17 protein-coding genes are annotated in these 18,805 nt (G+C 73.5%); 12 read left to right on the plus strand and 5 right to left on the minus strand.

Features of this window, described 5'->3' with window-relative positions:
* The first annotated feature begins 132 nt into the window (after positions 1-132).
* The 6 genes from E4N63_RS06155 to E4N63_RS06180 all read left to right on the plus strand — a co-directional run bounded on the left by E4N63_RS06155 (position 133) and on the right by E4N63_RS06180 (position 8,088).
* Entirely contained in the window at positions 133-1,137 is a 1,005-nt protein-coding gene (locus tag E4N63_RS06155; protein WP_230240157.1) for a threonine/serine dehydratase, read from the plus strand.
* Between the two features lie 112 nt (positions 1,138-1,249).
* The gene (fdhD, locus tag E4N63_RS06160) at positions 1,250-2,077 is read left to right on the plus strand and encodes a formate dehydrogenase accessory sulfurtransferase FdhD (RefSeq protein WP_125625936.1); all 828 of its coding nucleotides are present in this window, start codon (positions 1,250-1,252) and stop codon (positions 2,075-2,077) included.
* Between the two features lie 312 nt (positions 2,078-2,389).
* Positions 2,390-4,213: a long-chain fatty acid--CoA ligase gene (locus E4N63_RS06165; RefSeq protein ID WP_230240158.1), complete on the plus strand. Its 1,824-nt coding sequence runs from the start codon at positions 2,390-2,392 to the stop codon at positions 4,211-4,213.
* A gap of 240 nt (positions 4,214-4,453) precedes the next feature.
* Positions 4,454-5,287 (plus strand): aldo/keto reductase, encoded by an 834-nt coding sequence (locus E4N63_RS06170; RefSeq protein WP_125625938.1) that lies wholly within the window; start codon positions 4,454-4,456, stop codon positions 5,285-5,287.
* Between the two features lie 230 nt (positions 5,288-5,517).
* On the plus strand, positions 5,518-7,482 hold the full coding sequence (locus tag E4N63_RS06175; protein WP_125626123.1) for an ABC transporter ATP-binding protein: 1,965 nt from the start codon (positions 5,518-5,520) through the stop codon (positions 7,480-7,482).
* Between the two features lie 57 nt (positions 7,483-7,539).
* On the plus strand, positions 7,540-8,088 hold the full coding sequence (locus tag E4N63_RS06180; protein WP_230240159.1) for a DUF402 domain-containing protein: 549 nt from the start codon (positions 7,540-7,542) through the stop codon (positions 8,086-8,088).
* A 256-nt stretch (positions 8,089-8,344) separates the two neighbouring features.
* On the opposite strand, the gene E4N63_RS06185 is transcribed toward E4N63_RS06180, so the two are convergent.
* Positions 8,345-10,231 (minus strand): long-chain fatty acid--CoA ligase, encoded by a 1,887-nt coding sequence (locus tag E4N63_RS06185; RefSeq protein ID WP_230240160.1) that lies wholly within the window; start codon positions 10,229-10,231, stop codon positions 8,345-8,347.
* Between the two features lie 221 nt (positions 10,232-10,452).
* Here E4N63_RS06185 and E4N63_RS06190 point away from each other — a divergent pair, with 221 nt between their 5' ends.
* Positions 10,453-10,581: a CGNR zinc finger domain-containing protein gene (locus tag E4N63_RS06190; RefSeq protein WP_267134415.1), complete on the plus strand. Its 129-nt coding sequence runs from the start codon at positions 10,453-10,455 to the stop codon at positions 10,579-10,581.
* Between the two features lie 55 nt (positions 10,582-10,636).
* On the opposite strand, the gene E4N63_RS06195 is transcribed toward E4N63_RS06190, so the two are convergent.
* Positions 10,637-11,611, minus strand: coding sequence for a helix-turn-helix transcriptional regulator (locus E4N63_RS06195; RefSeq protein ID WP_230240162.1), 975 nt, complete (start codon positions 11,609-11,611; stop codon positions 10,637-10,639).
* Between the two features lie 226 nt (positions 11,612-11,837).
* Between E4N63_RS06195 and E4N63_RS06200 the strand changes: the two genes are divergently transcribed.
* Complete coding sequence (locus E4N63_RS06200) at positions 11,838-12,743, plus strand: NADP-dependent oxidoreductase (protein ID WP_125626127.1); 906 nt, start codon at positions 11,838-11,840, stop codon at positions 12,741-12,743.
* 161 nt (positions 12,744-12,904) lie between these two features.
* On the opposite strand, the gene E4N63_RS06205 is transcribed toward E4N63_RS06200, so the two are convergent.
* Positions 12,905-13,198 (minus strand): hypothetical protein, encoded by a 294-nt coding sequence (locus tag E4N63_RS06205; protein ID WP_230240163.1) that lies wholly within the window; start codon positions 13,196-13,198, stop codon positions 12,905-12,907.
* Positions 13,195-13,629 carry a DUF1622 domain-containing protein gene (locus E4N63_RS06210; RefSeq protein WP_125626128.1) on the minus strand — a complete coding sequence of 145 codons (435 nt, stop codon included), beginning with the start codon at positions 13,627-13,629 and terminating at the stop codon, positions 13,195-13,197. Before E4N63_RS06210 ends, E4N63_RS06205 begins: the two co-directional genes overlap by 4 nt.
* Positions 13,630-14,260: 631 nt before the next feature.
* Here E4N63_RS06210 and E4N63_RS06215 point away from each other — a divergent pair.
* Positions 14,261-14,827, plus strand: coding sequence for a sigma-70 family RNA polymerase sigma factor (locus E4N63_RS06215; protein ID WP_230242380.1), 567 nt, complete (start codon positions 14,261-14,263; stop codon positions 14,825-14,827).
* Between the two features lie 271 nt (positions 14,828-15,098).
* Entirely contained in the window at positions 15,099-15,941 is an 843-nt protein-coding gene (locus E4N63_RS06220; protein ID WP_230240164.1) for an anti-sigma factor domain-containing protein, read from the plus strand.
* Positions 15,942-16,130: 189 nt separating this feature from the next.
* Here E4N63_RS06220 and E4N63_RS06225 read toward each other — a convergent pair whose 3' ends face one another.
* Positions 16,131-16,436 carry a 4a-hydroxytetrahydrobiopterin dehydratase gene (locus E4N63_RS06225; RefSeq protein ID WP_043463935.1) on the minus strand — a complete coding sequence of 102 codons (306 nt, stop codon included), beginning with the start codon at positions 16,434-16,436 and terminating at the stop codon, positions 16,131-16,133.
* A 109-nt stretch (positions 16,437-16,545) separates the two neighbouring features.
* Between E4N63_RS06225 and E4N63_RS06230 the strand changes: the two genes are divergently transcribed.
* Positions 16,546-17,394, plus strand: a complete 849-nt coding sequence (locus E4N63_RS06230; protein WP_230240165.1) for a helix-turn-helix domain-containing protein — start codon at positions 16,546-16,548, stop codon at positions 17,392-17,394.
* 267 nt (positions 17,395-17,661) lie between these two features.
* Positions 17,662-18,753: an acyl-CoA desaturase gene (locus E4N63_RS06235; protein WP_125626337.1), complete on the plus strand. Its 1,092-nt coding sequence runs from the start codon at positions 17,662-17,664 to the stop codon at positions 18,751-18,753.
* Positions 18,754-18,805 lie beyond the last annotated feature (52 nt).

An 18,805-nucleotide genomic window follows, 5' to 3' on the forward strand; every position in this document is an offset into this window, starting at 1 on the left:
ACGGTGCTCGCCCGTCACAGCCCGGGAAACCGCTGTGCCGAGGCGGCCGCTTTCCGCAGAATGGACGGTGTCCGTCCGGGTGGCCTTCCCGTCCCGGCCACCCCGTCCACCGTCACAGCAGGGAGCAGCCCGTTGCAGCGTCTCGACCCCGCCGAGGTGAAAGCGGCCGCCGACCGGACCGCCGGGCACATCCGGCCGGTGAGCGTGGTCCCCGTCGAGCCGGGCGGCGTCCTCACCGCCCGCGGCGGGAGAGGCCCGGGACGGGAGGATCCGGAGCCGTACCGGCTGTGGCTGGCGCTGGAGCAGATGCAGCACACCGGTTCCTACAAGGCGCGCGGCGCCTGGAACTTCGTCGCCGCCCACCGCGACGCCGGGACTCTCCCGGCCGCCGGGGTGACCATCGCCTCCGGCGGCAACGCCGGACTGGCCTGCGCCTGGGCCGCCCGGCGGTGCGGTGCGCGGGCGACGGTCTTCCTCCCTGCCACCGCCCCGGAAATCAAGGTCGAACGGCTGCGCGGTTACGGCGCCGAGGTGCGGCTGACCGGCTCCACCTACGCGGAGGCGCTCGCCGCCTGCGAGGAGTTCGCGGCCTCCACTGGCGCGCTGCGCTCCCACGCCTACGACCATCCGTTGATCGCCGCCGGGGCGGGGACGCTGGCGGAGGAGATCCGGCAGCGGGTTCCCGAGGCGGACACCCTCGTGGTCGCCGTCGGCGGCGGCGGGCTCTTCGCCGGAGTGGCCACCGCCGCCGGCCGGCACGGCCTGCGGACCGTCGCCGTCGAACCCGAGCACTGCAGGGCGCTCAACGCCGCCGTGGAGGCGGGGCGGATCGTGGACGTCACGGTGGACTCGGTCGCCGCCGACTCCCTGGGCGCCCCCCGCACCTCCGAGATGGCGCTGTCGGCGGCGCTCGGCGGCGACGCGCGGTCGGTGCTGGTGCCCGACGCGGAGATCGTCCGGGCCCGCCGGGCGCTGTGGGACGACCGGCGGCTGGTGGTGGAGACCGGCGCGGCGAGCGCACTCGCGGCCCTGACGGCCGGCGAGCCGTACGGGTACCGGCCGTCCCACGGGGAGAACGTCGTCGTGGTGCTGTGCGGGGCCAACACCGACCCGGGCGACCTGGTGGAGCGGGACTGACCGCACCCCGGAACCGGCCGCGGCGGAAACCGCCCTCCCGTCCCGCGCGCGGCGCCGCCGATCCGGGGCATACGGTGGCCGTCGGGACGGACACGCAGGCGGGAGACAGCACATGGGCCGGGTCACCGAGCGGCGGCGGGTCGTACGGATCCGGGACGGCGCGGTGAGCGCACGTCCGGACACGCTCGTCGCGGAGGAACCCCTGGAGATCCGGCTGGGCGGCAAGCCGCTCGCGATCACCATGCGCACCCCCGGTGACGACTTCGCGCTCGCCGCCGGGTTTCTGGTGAGCGAGGGCGTTCTGGGGCGGGCGGAGGAGCTGACCGGCATCGCCTACTGCGCCGGGGCCACCGCCGACGGGGGCAACACGTACAACGTGGTGGACGTCCGGCTCGCCCCGGGGGTGCCGGTGCCCTCCATCACCTTGGAGCGCAACGTCTACACGACCTCCTCCTGCGGGCTCTGCGGCAAGGCCAGCCTCGACGCCGTGCGCACCACGGCCCGCTGGGCGATCGCCGACGAGCCGCCGGTCCGCGTCACGCCCGGGGTGCTGGCCGGGCTGCCGGAGCGGCTGCGTGCCGCCCAGCGGGTGTTCGACCGGACGGGCGGGCTGCACGCGGCCGGACTGTTCTCGCCCGAGGGCGAGTTGCTGGATCTGCGGGAGGACGTCGGCCGGCACAACGCGGTCGACAAGCTGGTGGGGCGGGCGCTGCAGGACGGGCGGCTGCCGCTGTCGCGGTGCGTGCTGCTGGTTTCCGGGCGGGCCTCGTTCGAACTGGCGCAGAAGGCGGTGATGGCCGGAATCCCGGTCCTGGCGGCCGTCTCCGCGCCGTCCTCGCTCGCGGTGGACCTCGCCGAGGAGGCCGGGCTGACCCTCGTCGGCTTCCTCCGCGGCGCGTCGATGAACGTCTACGCGGGCGCGGAGCGCGTCGAGGTGTGAGGGCCCGGAAGCGGACCGGCCCCGGGCCGGGCACGGACCCGCCGCCGGCCGCGCCGCACCCCGCCGGGGCGGGCTCCCCGTGCGGTGGCGTCCCGTGAAGCCCCGGTGCCCGTCCGGCGGGGATCGCGTGGAGACGGTGAAAGGCGAACTGACTCCCCGGTCAGGTATCGGCCGAGGTCAGCGCACCGCTCCGCCGTTTCCCCACCTGACCTGCACATTTACCGCACTCTACGGTTGCGGTGCGAACCTCACGCCGATCAGGATCCATCGGGTACCGTCACCGCGCTGTGCGAAGTTCCGAGGAGCGATGCGTTGCGCGACATCTCCACCCCCGCTGTCACGGCGGCGCCCCGGGCCGGCGGCCTGGCCGACGCCGTCTTCGACCGCGCCGCCCGGGAGCCGGACAAGGTCGTCCTGGGCCGCAAGTCGGACGGCGTGTGGCGGGACGTGACCGCGGCGGAGTTCCGGGACGAGGTGATGGCGCTCGCCAAGGGACTGATAGCCCAGGGCGTCCGCTTCGCCGACCGCGTCGCCGTCATGTCCCGGACCCGCTACGAGTGGACCCTCTTCGACTTCGCCCTGTGGAGCATCGGGGCCCAGCCCATCCCGATCTACCCGACCTCCTCCGCCGAGCAGGTCATGTGGATCCTCCACGACGCGGACGTCTCGGCCTGCCTCGTCGAGCACGAGGACCACGCCATGACCGTCGGCTCGGTGATCGACCGGCTGCCGCGGATGGGCCGGCTGTGGCAGCTCAACACCGACGCGGTCGGGCAGCTCACCGCCGCCGGGGCGCACATCGAGGACGATGTGGTGCACCGCCACCGGCGCGCCGTGACCCCCGACTCGACCGCCACGGTGATCTACACCTCCGGCACCACCGGCCGCCCCAAGGGCTGCGTGCTGACCCACGCCAACTTCCTCTTCGAGACCGACACGATGGTCACCCGCTGGGAGCCGGTCTTCCACTCCCGGCCCGGTGACGAGCCGTCGACCCTGCTCTTCCTGCCGATCTCCCACGTCTTCGGCCGGATGGTGGAGGTCGCGGCGGTCCGCCACGGCGTCAAACTCGGCCACCAGCCGAACCTCGCGGCGAGCGAACTCCTCCCGGATCTGGCCGTGTTCCAGCCCACCTTCGTCCTCGCCGTGCCGCACGTCTTCGAGAAGATCTTCCACGCGGCCCGGCGGAAGGCGGAGGCCGAGGGCAGGGTCAAGCCCTTCGACCGGGCGGTGGAGGTGGCGGTGCGCCACGCCGAGGCCCTGGAGGACCGGGCCTTCGGGGCGGGCTCCGGGCCCGGCCCGGGACTGCGGATGCAGCACCAGCTCTTCGACAAGCTGGTCTACGGCAAGCTGCGCGCGGCCATGGGCGGCCGCATCCGGCACGCCATGTCGGGCGGTTCGGCGATGGAACGCCGGCTCGGGCTGTTCTTCGCGGGCGCCGGCGTCACCGTCTACGAGGGCTACGGACTGACCGAGTCGACCGCCGCCGCCACCGCCAACCCCCCGGAGCGCACCCGCTACGGCACCGTCGGCCTGCCCATCCCCGGCACCTCCGTGCACATCGCGGAGGACGGCGAGATCTGGCTGTACGGCGGGAACGTCTTCGGCGGCTACCTCAACGAGCCCAAGGCCACCCACGAGACCCTGCGCGACGGCTGGCTGGCCACCGGGGACCTCGGCTCGCTCGACGAGGACGGCTATCTCACCATCACCGGGCGGAAGAAGGAGATCCTGGTGACCTCCAGCGGAAAGAGCGTCTCCCCGGGCCCGCTGGAGGAGCGGGTGCGGCTGCATCCGCTGGTCGCCCAGTGCATCGTCGTCGGCAACGACCGGCCCCATGTCGCCGCGCTGGTCACCCTGGACCCGGAGGCCGTGGACCACTGGCTGCGGATGCGCGGCAAGCCGCGGCTCAGGGCCTCGGAGCTGGTGCGGGACAAGGAGCTGGAGACGGAGATCCGCCGCGCGGTCGTGGCCGCCAACACCATGGTGTCCAAGGCGGAGTCGATCCGCACCTTCCGCATCCTCGCCGCCCAGTTCTCCGAGGAGCAGGGGCTGCTCACCCCCTCGCTGAAGCTCAAGCGCAAGGCCATCGAGTCAGCGTACGCCGACGAGGTCGAGGCCCTGTACCGCGGCTGAACGGGCGGCCCGCGGGCATCGCCGGGTCACAGAGGCAACCGCCGGGCCACACAGGCACCGCCGGGCCCCGGCATCCCCCGGGAACGGCGTCACGCGGAATACGCTTATCGGAACGCGGAATACGCGGGCCGTCATTGATCGTCCGATCAGGGGCAGGAGCCGCGGGAGTGCCGCGGTTCCCGAGTAACCGCGCACGACGACTTCCGAGTGACCGCACGAGACGCAAAGGACCGACCGCCTGTGAGCCACGTCCCCACAGTCACCCTCAACAACGGTGCCCGCATGCCGCAACTCGGCTTCGGCGTCTGGCAGATCCCGGACGACGAGGCCGCCGCGGCCGTGACGGCCGCGCTGGAAGCGGGCTACCGCAGCATCGACACCGCCGCCGTCTACGGCAACGAGACCGGCACCGGCGCGGGCATCGCCCGCTCCGGCGTCCCCCGCGAGGACGTCTTCGTCACCACGAAGGTCTGGAACAGCGACCACGGTTACGACGCCACGCTGCGCGCCTTCGACACCTCGCTGGAGAGGCTCGGCCTGGACTACGTGGATCTGTACCTCATCCACTGGCCGCTGCCGAAGCGCGACCGCTACGTCGAGACCTACCGCGCCCTGGAGAAGATCAAGGAGGACGGCCGCGCCCGGGCGATCGGCGTCTCCAACTTCCTGCCCGAGCATCTGACCCGGCTGCTGGACGAGACGTCCGTCGTGCCCGCCGTCAACCAGATCGAGCTGCACCCCTGGTTCCAGCAGGCCGGCTCCCGCGCCTTCCACGCCGAGCACGGCATCGCCACCGAGGCGTGGTCCCCGCTCGGCCAGGGCAAGGGCCTGCTCGACGAACCCGTCATCGCCCGGCTCGCAGCGCGGCACGACCGCACCCCCGCGCAGATCGTGCTCCGCTGGCATCTGCAGCTCGGCAATGTGGCGATCCCCAAGTCCGCGACCCCGGCCCGGATCAGGGAGAACTTCGACGTCTTCGGCTTCGAGCTGGGCGAGGACGACATGGCGGACCTCGCCACCCTGGACTCCACCCGGCGCCTGGGCGCCGACCCGGCCACGGCCGACTTCGGCTGATCCCCGGCCCGGCGGCGCCCCCGGACGGCCCGGACCCACCGCCGGGCGCCCGGCCCCGGGCCCGGACCCGGCCCCGCCGCCTCGCCCCGCCCCCGGCCCGCCGGCTGTTGGCCCACCGGGGCGCGGGGCGGCGGCCGTCCGGCGGAACCCCGCGTCCGCTCGGCGGGCGGCGGCCCGCCCCCGGAAAAAGCATTGACCTCACGTTCGCTTGAGCTCCTACGGTGGCGGCCATGGACATGGAAGTCACCGCGTGGACCTCGCTCCACCATGCCGCGAACGCCACCCGCAAGGACGACGGGCGGCCCTTCTCGCGGGAGACGCTCCGCCGCATCGGCGCCTTCGCCCGCCCCCACCGCACCCGGCTGAGCCGGTTCCTGCTGCTGAGCGTCGTCACGGCGGCCCTGGCCGTCGCCACCCCCGTGCTCGCCGGGCGCGTCGTCGACTCCATCGTGAAGAGCGCGCCCGCGACCACCGTCACCTCGCTGGCCGTGCTCATCGCCGTCATCGCGGTGGCCGAGGCCGGGCTCGGGCTGCTGGCCCGCCGGCTCTCCGCCGGCATCGGCGAGGGGCTCATCCTCGATCTGCGCACGGCGGTCTTCGACCATGTGCAGCGGATGCCCGTCGCCTTCTTTACCCGGACCCGCACCGGCGCCCTGGTCAGCCGGCTCAACAACGACGTCATCGGCGCGCAGCGCGCGTTCAGCGACACCCTCTCCGGGGTCGTCGGCAACCTCGTCACGCTGGCGCTCACCCTGGTCGTGATGGTCAGCCTCTCCTGGCGGATCACCCTGCTGGCGCTGCTCCTGCTGCCGGTGTTCGTGCTGCCCGCGCGCCGGATGGGCGCCCGGCTGGCCCGGCTGCGGCGGGAGGCCGCGCGCTGCAACTCCGAGATGAGCACCCAGATGACGGAGCGTTTCTCAGCGCCCGGCGCCACCCTCGTGAAGCTCTTCGGGCGGCCCGCGGAGGAGTCGGCCGAGTTCGCCGCCCGCGCCCGGCGGGTACGCGACATCGGCGTCCGCACCGCGATGACGCAGACGGTCTTCATCACCGCCCTGACCCTGGTCTCCGCCCTCGCCCTGGCCCTCGTCTACGGCCTCGGCGGCTTCTACGCGCTGCGCGGCAGCCTGGAGCCGGGCGCCGTCGTCGCGCTGGCCCTGCTGCTCACCCGGCTCTACGCACCGCTGACCGCCCTGGCCGGGGCCCGGGTCGAGGTGATGAGCGCCATGGTCAGCTTCGAGCGGGTCTTCGAGGTGCTGGACCTGAGGCCGCTGATCGGGGAGAAGCCGGACGCGGTGCGTGTGCCGGAGGGCCCGGTGTCCGTGGAGTTCGACCGGGTGTCCTTCGGCTACCCGTCGGCGGACAAGGTGTCCCTGGCCTCCCTGGAGGAGGTCGCCGTGCTCGACACCCGGGGCGGCACCGAGGTGCTGCACGAGGTGTCGTTCCGCGTCGAACCCGGCCGCATGGTCGCGCTCGTCGGCTCCTCGGGCGCCGGCAAGTCCACCATCGCGCAACTGCTGCCGCGGCTGTACGACGTGGACAGCGGGGCGGTCCGGCTCTCCGGCACGGACATCCGGGAGCTGACGGCCGAGTCGGTGCGGGAGACGGTCGGCCTGGTCACCCAGGACGGCCACCTCTTCCACGAGTCGGTGCGGGCCAACCTGCTGCTGGCCCGCCCGGAGGCCGGTGAGGAGGAGCTGTGGGAGGTGCTGCGCCGGGCCCGGCTCGACGGGCTGATCGCCGAACTCCCCGACGGCCTCGACACCATCGTCGGCGAACGCGGCTACCGGCTCTCCGGCGGCGAGCGCCAGCGGCTGACCATCGCCCGGCTGCTGCTGGCCCGGCAGCGGGTGGTCGTCCTGGACGAGGCCACCGCGCATCTGGACTCCACCTCCGAGGCGGCGGTGCAGGAGGCCCTGGGCGAGGCGCTGTCGGGGCGGACGGCCGTGGTGATCGCCCACCGGCTGTCGACGGTACGGGCGGCGGACGAGATCCTCGTCGTCGAGGACGGGCGGATCGCCGAACGCGGCACCCACGGGGAACTGCTGGCCCGGGGCGGCCGCTACGAGGAGCTGTACCGCACCCAGTTCGACGAGCCCGGCGCGGAGCCGGACGCCCTCACCCCGGCGGGAGCGCCCGGCGCACCGGCGGGAACGGCGGTCTCCGGCACGGCGGCCGGGACGGCGGGGATCGCGTGAACGGCGGGGAGACGACGGACGGCACGGACGGCGGGGCGGTATGAACGGCGGGGCGGTATGAACGGCGCGGAGGGGAACGGCACGGGAGTGAACGGCGAGGACGGCGGACGGCTGGTGCCCGGCGCCCAGGTCACCGTACGGCTCGTCAAGGCCCCCCGCCCGGACAAGAGCTATCCGGCGGCCGTGGTCGGCGACGACGGAACGCGGATCGTGGTGCGGGCGCCGTGGGCGGGGGGCACGGCGCGCGACTTCGGCTTCGTCCGTTTCGAACCCGGCGACGTGTTCACCGAGCACTTCTGGCGCGACCGCTGGTACGCCGTCAAGGAGGTCCGGGCGGCGGACGGCACCCTCAAGGGCTGGTACTGCGATGTGACGCGGCCGGCGCGGGTGACGGAGGAGGACGGCGGCACCCTCGTCGTCGCCGACCTCGACCTCGACCTGTGGCGGTCGGCCGACGGCCGGCTCGTCCTCCGCCTCGACGAGGACGAGTTCGCCGCGAGCGGCCTCGCCGGACGCGACCCCGAGGCGGCGGCCCGCGCCGAGGCGGCCCTGGACGAACTCGAACGGCTCGCCCGGCACGACGGGTTCGCCGCGCTGACCGGTTAGTACTCCACCTGGCCCTTGGCGGCCTGGAAGCACTCCTCGACGCTCCGGCGGACACCGGCGACACGGATGAGCTCCGCAAGAGGAGTCGGAGCCGCCCGTGGACGGTGCGGACTCGCCAGAGCAAAGCCGGCGTTCAACGCGTGCTCGCGGAGTGCCCTGGAGCTTGACCCGCAAGCGCGAGCACATACTGATCACCGAAGTGCGGCACGAAAACGCAGTGTCGGTTCGGCTGTTGTCCATTCCGGGCAGACCGAGGTCAGGCTTCGCGGGAGCCCTCGTACATCGCCTCAACGGCCTGGGCGTACTCGCGCTCCACGACTGGGCGCTTGACCTTCAGGCTCGGGGTGAGCTCGCCGTGCTCGACGTCAAGGTCGCGCGGCAGCACGGAGAACTTCTTGATGGTCTGCCATCGCTGCAGGTCGCCGTTGACCCGCTGGACGAAGCCGTCGATCAGCTCGTGGACCTGCGGTGAGGAGACGACTTCGGCGTAGCTGCGGCCGCCGAGGTGGTGGGATGCCGCCCAGGGCATGATGACGGTCTCGTCCAGAGCGATCAGGGCGGTGCAGTAGTTGCGGCCGCTGCCGATGACCAGGATGTTGCTGATGAACGGGCAGATGGCCTTGAAGCGGCCCTCGACCTCGGTGGGCGCCACGTACTTGCCGCCCGAGGTCTTGAACACGTCCTTCTTGCGGTCGGTGATCCGGAGGAAGCCGTCCTCGTCCACCTCGCCGATGTCGCCGGTGTGGAACCAGCCGTCGCTCTCCAGGACCTCGGCGGTCTTGTCCGGGAGGTTGTGGTAGCCGCGCATGATGCCGGGGCCTCTCACGAGGACTTCGCCGTCCTGGGCGATGCGGACCTCGGTACCGGGCAGGGGTTTGCCCACCGTGCCGACCCGGTAGCCGTCGGCGGGGTTGACGGTGCAGGGCGCGCTGGTCTCCGTCAGGCCGTAGCCCTCGAAGACGTGCACGCCGGCTCCGGAGAAGAAGTAGCCGATGTCCGGAGCGAGGGCGGCGCTGCCGGAGACGCTGCCGCGCAGGTTGCCTCCGAAGGCCGCGCGGATCTTGCCGTACACCAGTCTGTCGGCGATGGCGTGCTGAACGGTGAGCGGCCGGGGCACCCGACGTCGTCCGGTCGCCGCTGTGCTTTGCTGGGTGATCCTGGCATGCTCGCGGGCGACCTTCGCCGCCCAGAGGAAGATCTTGTACTTGGCACCGCCCTCGGCTCTCGCTCTGCTGGCGATGCCGTTGTAGACCTTTTCGAAGATCCGCGGTGCGGACGCCATCACGGTGGGCCGGACCGCGGGCAGGTTGGTGATGATGCGGTCGACGCGCCCGTCCACCGCCATCACGTGGCCGGTTCTGATCTGACCGGCGATCAGGGCCTTTCCGAAGACGTGGGACAGGGGCAGCCACAGGAACTGCACGTCGTCGGAGCGGAGCAGTCCGCTGACCTCTTGTGCGACGCCCTGGTACGACCAGCAGTCGTGGACCAGGCGCACGCCCTTGGGCCGGCCGGTGGTGCCGGAGGTGTAGATCAGGGTGGCGAGGTGCTCCCGCTCGATCGCCTGGACTGCCTGCTCGATCGCGTCCGGCTGCTCCTCCAGGTACACGGCCCCGCGCTTTTCCAGCTCAGCGAGCGACAGTATCTCCAGCCCCTCGACCTTGGGGATGTCCGCCCCGGGGTCGAAGAGGATCGCGTGGCCGAGCTCGGGCAGAGGGTCCGCGTGGGCGACCACCTTGGCCAGCTGCGCGGCATCCTCGACGAATATCGCCCGGCTGCCGGAGTCGGAGAGGATGTACACCGTCTCATCGGCATTGGTGCTGGGATAGACGGCGGTGGCGGCGGCGCCCGCGCACATCACACCGAGGTCGGCCAGAATCCACTCCACCCGCGTGGACGAGGAGATGGCCACCCGCTCCTCGCGCCGCACCCCAAGGGCGAGCAGCCCGGCCGCGATCGCCCTGACGCGCTCGGCGGCCTGCGCCCATGTGAGCGAGCGCCACTCCTCGGCGCCGGAATCACCGTCACCGGCCGGCACAGGGTAACGGTAAGCCTCCCGACCAGGTGTGGCCTCGACTCTTGACAGAAAGAGATGCGCCACGGAAATCGGGCGGCTTTCAAGAAGGGACTGCGCGGAACTCACATCGACCTCCGGGCCCGGATGAGCCCATTCAAGGGTTGTTAACTGGCAGGTAACTCGCAAGCAGGGTGAGACCAGAGGCAAACCCGCCGGCGCGTGAGGGAGAAGGTGTGGGATGAATCGACAAGGACGGCCGGCTCGTCGAGCTGGAGAGCGGCGGACCGGCCGCCAGCGCGGCGGCCCGGCAGACCCTGGTCCTGGCCGCCGGTCCCGAACAGGCCGGACTGCGGCGCTGTCCCGCCCCGAGCTGCGGCATGTTCTTCCTGGCGCGCCGGCGTGACCAGGCATGGTGCTCGATCGGGTGCGGCAACAGGGCGCGATCGGCCCGGCGCCGGAACCAGCGCCTGGACTGACGACGCCTTCGCCTCGCGTGCGCCCTGCCGCGTCCGCCTCCGGGTACGCGGTGGTTCAGGCACCCGGCGAGCGGCCGGGCCGGGATGCGCGGGACTCGGAGTCGCCGGCCGGCGGATGGGCAGCGGGCGGCGCCGTCCAACTGCCGAGCAGCCGCAGCGCGCCGTCCGCGCGCGGGTCCGGTGCGGTGAAGACGACCAGGGACCGGCCCTCGTCCCCGGGCAGCGACAGGGTCTGGTACGCCAGGTCGAGTTCGCCGACCAGTGGATGCCGAAAGCTCTTGATGCCGTACGACTTCTCCTGCACCTCCTGTGCCGCCCACAACTCCCTGAACCGGGGGCTACGGCGACTCAGCTCGGTCACGACCCGGGCCAGCCGCGTGTCTCCGGGGCGGCGGCCGGCGGAGAGGCGCAGGAAGCCGACGGTCTGCCGGGCCACGTCCTCCCACCGGGGGTACAGGTCGCGGGCGGAAGCGTCGAGGAAGACGTGACGCGCGAGGTTCGACCGCCCGGTCGATGCCCCGAGGCCGCCCACCAGAGCGCGGGCCAGGTCGTTGGCGGCGAGGACATCCATCGCAGGCCCCAGGAGATACGCGGGGACGGCCCCCACTGCGGCGAGGAGTCGATGCAGGTCCTCCCGTACGGCCACGCCTGGCACGACATCCGCGTCGCCGGGGCTCCCGGAGCCCTCGAAGTCCCCGTGATCCGCGGGGCCCTGGACGTGGCCGGCCGGCGGGAACGGGCCGGCCCGGGGGATGGCCCGGCGCGCGAGGTCGTACAGGTGCGCCCGCTCGGTCGGGTCGAGACGCAGCACGCGTGCCAGGGCGTCCAGCACGGCGTCGGACGGGTTACGGGCGCGACCCTGCTCCAGACGCGTGTAGTAGACGACGCTGACGCCCGCGAGGTCGGCCACCTCTTCTCGGCGCAGCCCCGCCACCCGGCGCCGGCCGATGACGGGCAGACCTGCCGACCCGGGGAGTACTCGGGAACGCCGCGATTTCAGGAAGGCGCCGAGCTCGCTGGCTGAGTTCATGCACGCCAGTATGCGTGGAGGCGGCGCCCGGCAGCCTGTCCCTGTCGGTACCCCCCTGCCGGGCTGCGCGCCCCCCGCTGCCCGCCCGGCCTGGTACCGGCGGGGTAATGGCTCCGTGCCCACCGTGCCGCGACGGTGGGCACGGGTGCGAATCCGCACCACGCCGCCCGGCGTCTCCACGGTGCCGGGCGGCGCACGGACTTGCGATACGACAGGAGCGCCCTCGATGCGCGCGGTGGTCTTCTCCCGATACGGCGACGAGAACGTCCTGGAACTCATGGAACGACCGGAACCGACTCCGGCGGACGGAGAGCTCCTGGTGGAGGTCAAGGCGGCAGGAGTGAATCCGGTCGACTGGAAACACCGAGAGGGAGCGGTGCGCAACGACCGTCCCTTCCCGCTGGGGATGGGCTGGGACGTGGCGGGCGTAGTGCGGAGCACCGTGCCGGGCGGCCCGGCGGTCGGCGAGGCGGTGTACGGCATGCTTCCACTGCCGTACGGAGGCGCCTACCAGGATCTGTGCGTACTGCCCGCCTCCGCCGTGGCGCCCAAGCCGGTCAGCCTGTCCTACGCGGAGGCCGCCGCCGTGCCCCTGGCCGCCCTGACAGCCTGGCAAGCACTGGGGACTGCCGAGGTCACGGCCGGCCTGCGCGTTCTGGTGCACGCGGGCGCGGGCGGCGTCGGGCACTTCGCCGTGCAACTCGCCCGGCACCTCGGGGCACACGTCACCGCCACCGCCTCCGCCCACAACCTGGAGTTCCTTCGCAGGCTCGGCGTCGATGAGCCGGTGGACCGCACGACGGCGGATCTGGCCGCCGGGGAACCGTTCGATGTCGTCCTGGACACCGTCGGCGGCCTGGTACAGCAAGCTTCGTGGCGGCTGGTGCGCACCGGCGGCACCCTTGTCACGCTTCCGGAATCGGTCAACGAAGCGCACCGCCTCCCCGGAATCACCGCCCACCGCGTCATCGTCACGCCCGACGGTGAAGCGCTGCGCAGGATCGGTGAACTCATCGACTCCGGCGCCGTGCACGTCGAGGTGCAGACGGTCCTCCCGCTCCAGAAGGCCGCGGAGGCACACCGGATAAGCCGCGAGGGCAGGGTGCGCGGAAAGCTGGTGCTCGGCCTCTGAGCACCCGGTCACGGTAGGGCCGCGCCCCGCTCACACACTCGGTAGCCGGATCGTATTCGACCCCTGACCGTGGACGAGACCGGTTTCGTGAAGAAGGGCCACGCCTCGGCGGGAGTGCAGCGCCAGGACAACGGCACCGCGGAACGCATCGAGAACCAGTACTAGGACCGGGCAGGCGCCGACCACGCTCCGTGCTCCCGCCCGGCCGGCGGCGGGAGCGCGGAGGGGACCATGCCGAACACGGCGATCTTCCGTACCGCGACCAGGGCGGCCACCAGCAGGATGCCGTCCCAGGTGGGGTCGTGCGACAGCCGCAGCAGACCGGCCGCCGTGAGGAAGTCCAGCAGCACCCGCAGGGCGAGACGCGGCCGGCGGGTGCCCGCGAGGGCGGCGAGAGCGGAGAGCAGACCGGCCGCGGTGACGAGCAGCGCGGCCGTCTCCAGCAGGGAGTTCACCGCCCCGGTTCCCCGGCGGAACGCGGATGACCGGTCTTCTCCGTGCCCACGGGCGGGTCGTCCCCGTGTTCGAGTTCGGCGCGCTCGTGGGCGATCTCCCGGGCGAGGAAGAAGTTGAGCGCGGTCCGGATGGCGGCGATCGCCGCGAGCTGCCCGATCTCGGTGAAGCTGGGCGCCACCGCCGTGCGCAGCACGTCACCGGCGAGCTGGAACTCCAGCCCCAGCGCGAGAAACCGGCCCAGGGTCAAGCGGATCCTGTTGAACCCCCGGGCCCGGCCGCGGGCCCGGACCAGAGCCGTCAGGAAACGGGCGAAGGCCCATACGGCGCCGATGAAGATGATCAGGGCACCGGCGGCCTCCACGAGACGGACCAGCAGCTCGACGGCATCGCGCAGCCATGACTCCGGCAGAAGCTCAACAGAAAGGATCACGCCCACGCGGTTACCCGCCGGCCGGACGTCCTACCGCCGCGGCTGCCCCGCCGCCGCCTCTTCGACCCGAACGGCGGGCGCCGCCCGGCCGCGCCCTCCCCCGGCGGGCGCCGCCCGCACCCGGGCCGCGCGGCCGCTCGGCGGCCTGATCGGGGGCCGGGGAGTGCGGTTCCGCTCCCCGGCCCGCCTCCTGTTCCGGCATCGGACCGAGTGCTTCCGCGTCCGTCTGCGTACTGTCCTGCGTGCTGTGTTCGTGCCGGGTCGTCAGACCCCTGCCCGCGTCCGGGATGTCCGGTGTCCGCCCGGGGCTCCCCGGCGGCTCCCCGGACGGGCCGGGCAGCGCCGGGGACCGGCCCGGGCGGCGCGCGGTCCTGCCGTTCCGGCAGGCTTCCCGCCCCCGGACCCATCCGTACGGCGCACGGCTCCGAATACGGGGTGGGCCGGTCCTCGGGGCCGGCCGTCCCCCGTGCACGACGGCACGACGGCCGGTTCTTCCCCCGGCCGCCCCCTGCTTCCTGGAGGACGACATGAGGTCAGCCCGCACCGGCCGGCCCGGGCACGGCGCTCCGCCGCCACCCGGGTCCCGGCGTCGGAGAGCCGGAGGTGCCGCGGCGTGAGAGAAGCCGTCTTCATGGGCGAGGTATCGGCTCCCGGCCCCGAGCTGGGGGCCCTGCTGGGCAGGGTCGCGCGCGGCGACCAGGATGCGTTCGGAGCGGTGTACGACATGGTGGCCGGACCCGTGCACGGTCTGGTGCGCCGTGTGCTGCGCGACCCCGCGCAGTCCGAGGAGGTCACTCAGGAGGTGCTGGTGGAGATATGGCGCGGCGCGGCCCGCTTCCGGCCGGACCGGGGCAGTGCCATGGCCTGGGTGATGACCCTCGCGCACCGGCGCGCGGTGGACCGGGTGCGGTCGGTGCAGGCGGGCTCCGACCGGGAGCACCGGGCGGCGCTGCTGGACCGGACCCCGGCGTTCGACGAGGTGACCGAGCAGGTCGAGGCCCGGCTGGAGCGCGAGCAGGTGCGGCGCTGCCTGCGCGGCCTGACCGAGTTGCAGCGGCACGCGGTGACGCTCGCCTACTACCGCGGCCTCACCTACCGTGAGGTCGCCGAACTGCTGGGGGCTCCGCTGGGCACCGTGAAGACACGGCTGCGCGACGGGCTCATCCGGCTGCGCGACTGCCTGGGGGTGACGGCGTGAGCAGGCGCAGAGGGCGCGGGAACCACGGCAGGCCCGGACACGGCGGGCCGGGCGGCGGCACCAGCTGGTTCGACGGCCCCGACGGAGGCGGCCCCGGCGGGCCGCCCGGCGGACCGGTCGGGCCGGGCGGGCCGGGCGGGCCGGGCGGGTTCGGCGGCCCTGCCGCCCCGGTGGATTCGACGGCCCATCCGGTCCCGGCGGATTCGGTGGATTCGACGGGTCCGGCGGTCCCGGCCGGGACGACGGCTCCGGGGCCGGGGACGGCTCCGATGTGCACACCCTCACCGGCGCCTACGCCCTGCACGCACTGCCGGCGGACGAACGGGCCCGGTTCGAGCGGCACTTGGCGGTCTGCGGGGCCTGCGAGCAGGAGGTCCTGGAGCTGTCCGCGACCGCCGGCCGGCTCGGTTCGGCCGAGTCGGTGGAGCCGCCACCGGAGATGCGGGACCGGGTGCTGGCCCGGATCGCCTCCGTCCGGCAGGACCCTCCGGGTGTGCCCCGGCCCCGGCCGGAGGGCCCCCGGCCGCACGCCGCCCGGCCCGGTGGCGGGGGCGGAGCGGAGAGGAACGGCGCCGGTGGCGGCCGTGCCGGTGCGGGCGGCGTTGGACGGCGCGGGTCGCGCGGAAGGTCGTACTTCGTTCTGGCGGCCTGTCTGGCCGTCCTGGCCGGCGGGCTCGGCGGAGTGGCGGTGTGGCAGCGGCAGGAGGCGCGGGACGCCCGGGCCGAGGCCCGGGCGGCGGAGCGGCGTTCCGGGGAGCTGGCCCGGGTACTGACCGCGCCGGACGCCCGGACCGGTTCGGTGCCGCTGGGTGACGGCGCCAGCGGGACGGTGGTCGTCTCGCGCTCCGAGGACCGGGCGGCGTTCCTCGCCTCGGGGCTGCCGGAGCCGGCGGGCGGCAAGGTGTACCAGCTGTGGTTCGACGACGGCGGGACGATGCGCTCCGCCGGTCTGCTCCCCCTCACGACCGGTCCGGACACACGTGCCGCGGCGGGGGCGGTGCTGATGGAGGGCCCGGTCGGCGCGGCGGGCGGGGTCGGCATCACGGTCGAACCGGCGGGCGGTTCGCCACAGCCGACCACCGAGCCGCTGGGGCTGATGGAACTCCCGGCGTGAATCCGGGACCGCCGCCGGGAAGGGCAGGGCACCCCGCGACCGGGTGCCCTGCCCCGTGGACTGCCCGGCCGCGCCCCGCACGGCCCTCCCGGCTGACCGGCTTCCCGGGGGCGTGAGGGCCGGGGGCACGGCTCGGGGCGGGCCCGGGGCCACCCGGCCGGGCCGGGAGACCGCCGGCGCCCCGGCTCGTCAGGCGACGCGGTGTTCCACCGCGATCTGCTCGATGCGGTGGGCCAGTTCGGTGTCCAGTTCGGTCACCTTGCCGCCCACGCTGTGGGTGTTCACCGACACCTTCAGCTTGTCGTAGGACAGGGTCAGATCGGCATGGTGGTTCAGGCTCTCCTGCACCCGGGCGATCTCGGTGACGATCGCCGCCGCGGCCAGATGCCCGGCGAAGGTGTACGTGCGCTCGATGCGGTCGCCGGTGGACGTCCAGCCCGGCAGCTCCGTGAGAGCGTCCTGGATCTCCTGGGGCGAGAGCGGTCGGGGTGCCATGGTTCTTCCCTCCGTCGGTCGTGCCTCGGCCTGCCACCGTGGCACGCCGGGTCCGCCGCGCGCCACGGCCCCGGGGCGGTGTCACTCTCCTCGGCTACCGTCGGGCGGCATGACGACGCATGCGGGGACACGGGGACGGCCGCGCGGGGCGGAGCGGGGCGCTGCTGCGGGCTGGCGCGAGCTGCGCCGGATCAGCCAGCTGGAGCTGGCGCTGCGCGCGGGCTCCTCGGCACGGCACATCAGCTTCGTGGAGACCGGCCGGTCCCGGCCGAGCCGGGAGCTGCTGCTCCGGCTCGCGGGGCAGCTCGACGTCCCGGTGCGGGAGCGCAACGCCCTGCTGGTGGCCGCCGGTTACGCCCCGCACTTCCCGGAACGGCCGCTGGACGACCCGGCTCTGGAGCCCCTCCGCGCGGAGCTGGAGCGGCTCCTCGCGGGTTATGACCCGTATCCGGCGTTCGTGGTCGACGGCATGTACACGGTGGTCGCCGCCAATCGCGGATTGGCCGCGCTGCTGGAGGGCGTCGCCGCCCCACTGCTGGAACCCCCGGTGAACGCGCTGCGGATCGCGCTCCACCCGGGGGGCCTGGCCCCGCGCATCCGGAATCACGCCGAGTGGCGCGGCCATCTGCTGGGCCGGCTGGAGCGGCAGCTGCCCCTGGTCCGCTCCGCGCCGCTGCGTGCGCTCTACGAGGAGCTGCGCGGCTACCCGGCGCCGCCCGCGCCCCCGCCCGCCCGGGCCCGGCGGACGCGTCCGCCTCCCCGGCTCCCCACCGCCGGTGAGCGGGAGCCGGTCGCGCTGCCGATGCGGCTGGAGCACGGCGGCCGGGTGCTCTCCTTCGTCTCGGCCATCGCCACCTTCAACACCCCCATGGATGTGACGGTGTCGGAGCTGGCCATCGAGACGCTGCTGCCCGCCGACCGCGAAACGGGCGAGTATCTGCTCGGGACGGCGCCCTGAGTCCCGCGCGGGACGGCACCCGCGCCTCCTGCCCCGCTCCTGCCCCGCCGCCGTGCGGCGGGCGGATGTGAGACCCGTCTGCCGCACCGCCGGTCCCGAGCCGCGCCCCGGCCCGGGGCGGGCGGCCCGGGCGGATGCCGCCGGGGCAGGCCCCGTACGCCCGGTACGGCCTTTTACGCCCCCGACGCCACCCCGGGGCCTGCCCCGTACCGGCCGTCGGGCTGCCGGGATGGAAGTAGGGCCTCCGGATGCCGCACACTCGGCAGTATGACGACAAGCACCGAGGCCCCGGGCACAGCCCGGGCGGCCTCGGAAACGGTCCACCCTCCTCGTACCGCGGAATCCGGCAGTGATTTCGCCCGGCTGGCGAAACGGATCTCCCGCGCCGGCCTGCTGGAGCGCCGCCCCCGCTACTACGCGGTCCGGTTCTCCGTGGTCTCCGTCCTCTTCGCGGCCGGCTGGACGGCCTTCGCGCTGCTCGGGGACTCCTGGTGGCAGCCTGCCGTGGCCGCCTTCCTCGGGCTGGTCTTCGGGCAGATCGCGCTGCTGACCCACGACCTCGCCCACCGCCAGGTCTTCCGGCGCCGCCGGCCCAGCGAGACCGGCGGCCGGCTGTTCGGCAATCTCGGCATCGGGATGAGCTACGGCTGGTGGATGAACAAGCACACCCGGCACCACGCCAACCCCAACCACGAGGAACTCGACCCGGATGTCACCCCCGACATCCTTGTCTGGTCCGGCAAGCAGGCGCGGGAGAGCCGGGGCATGCCCCGGTTCATCGGTCGCCGGCAGGCGTATCTGTTCTTCCCGCTGCTCACCCTGGAGGGCTTCAACCTCCATGTGTCGAGCGTGCGGGCGCTCTTCGCCGGAGGGATGAAGCGGCGGGCCCTGGAGGCCGTCCTGCTCTCCGCGCACATCGCGGTCTATCTGGGCGCGCTGTTCCTCGTGCTCTCCCCCGGCAAGGCGCTGCTGTTCCTCTTCGTCCACCAGGCGGTCTTCGGCGTCTACCTGGGGTCGACGTTCGCGCCCAACCACAAGGGGATGCCGACCTTCACCGGCGCGGACCGGCCCGACTTCCTGCGGCGCCAGGTGCTCACCTCCCGCAATGTGCGCGGCGGGCACCTCATGGACATCGCCCTGGGCGGGCTGAACTACCAGATCGAGCACCATCTCTTCCCCAGCATGGCCACCCCGCATCTGCGCCGGGCCCGGGCCATCGTCCGCGAGTACTGCGCGGAGCTGAACATCCCGTACCACGAGACCGGGCTGATCGCGTCGTACCGTGAGGCACTGCGCCATCTGCACGCCGTCGGCGCGCCGCTCCGGCGGGGCGGACGGGACCCGGTTCCCGCCGCCTGAGCGGTGCGGGCGTCCACCCCGCGGTCCCGGTGGCCCTCGACGGCCCGGCAGC

Source organism: Streptomyces sp. MNU89 (assembly GCF_020982505.1).
Classification (GTDB): Bacteria; Actinomycetota; Actinomycetes; order Streptomycetales; family Streptomycetaceae; genus Streptomyces; species Streptomyces xinghaiensis.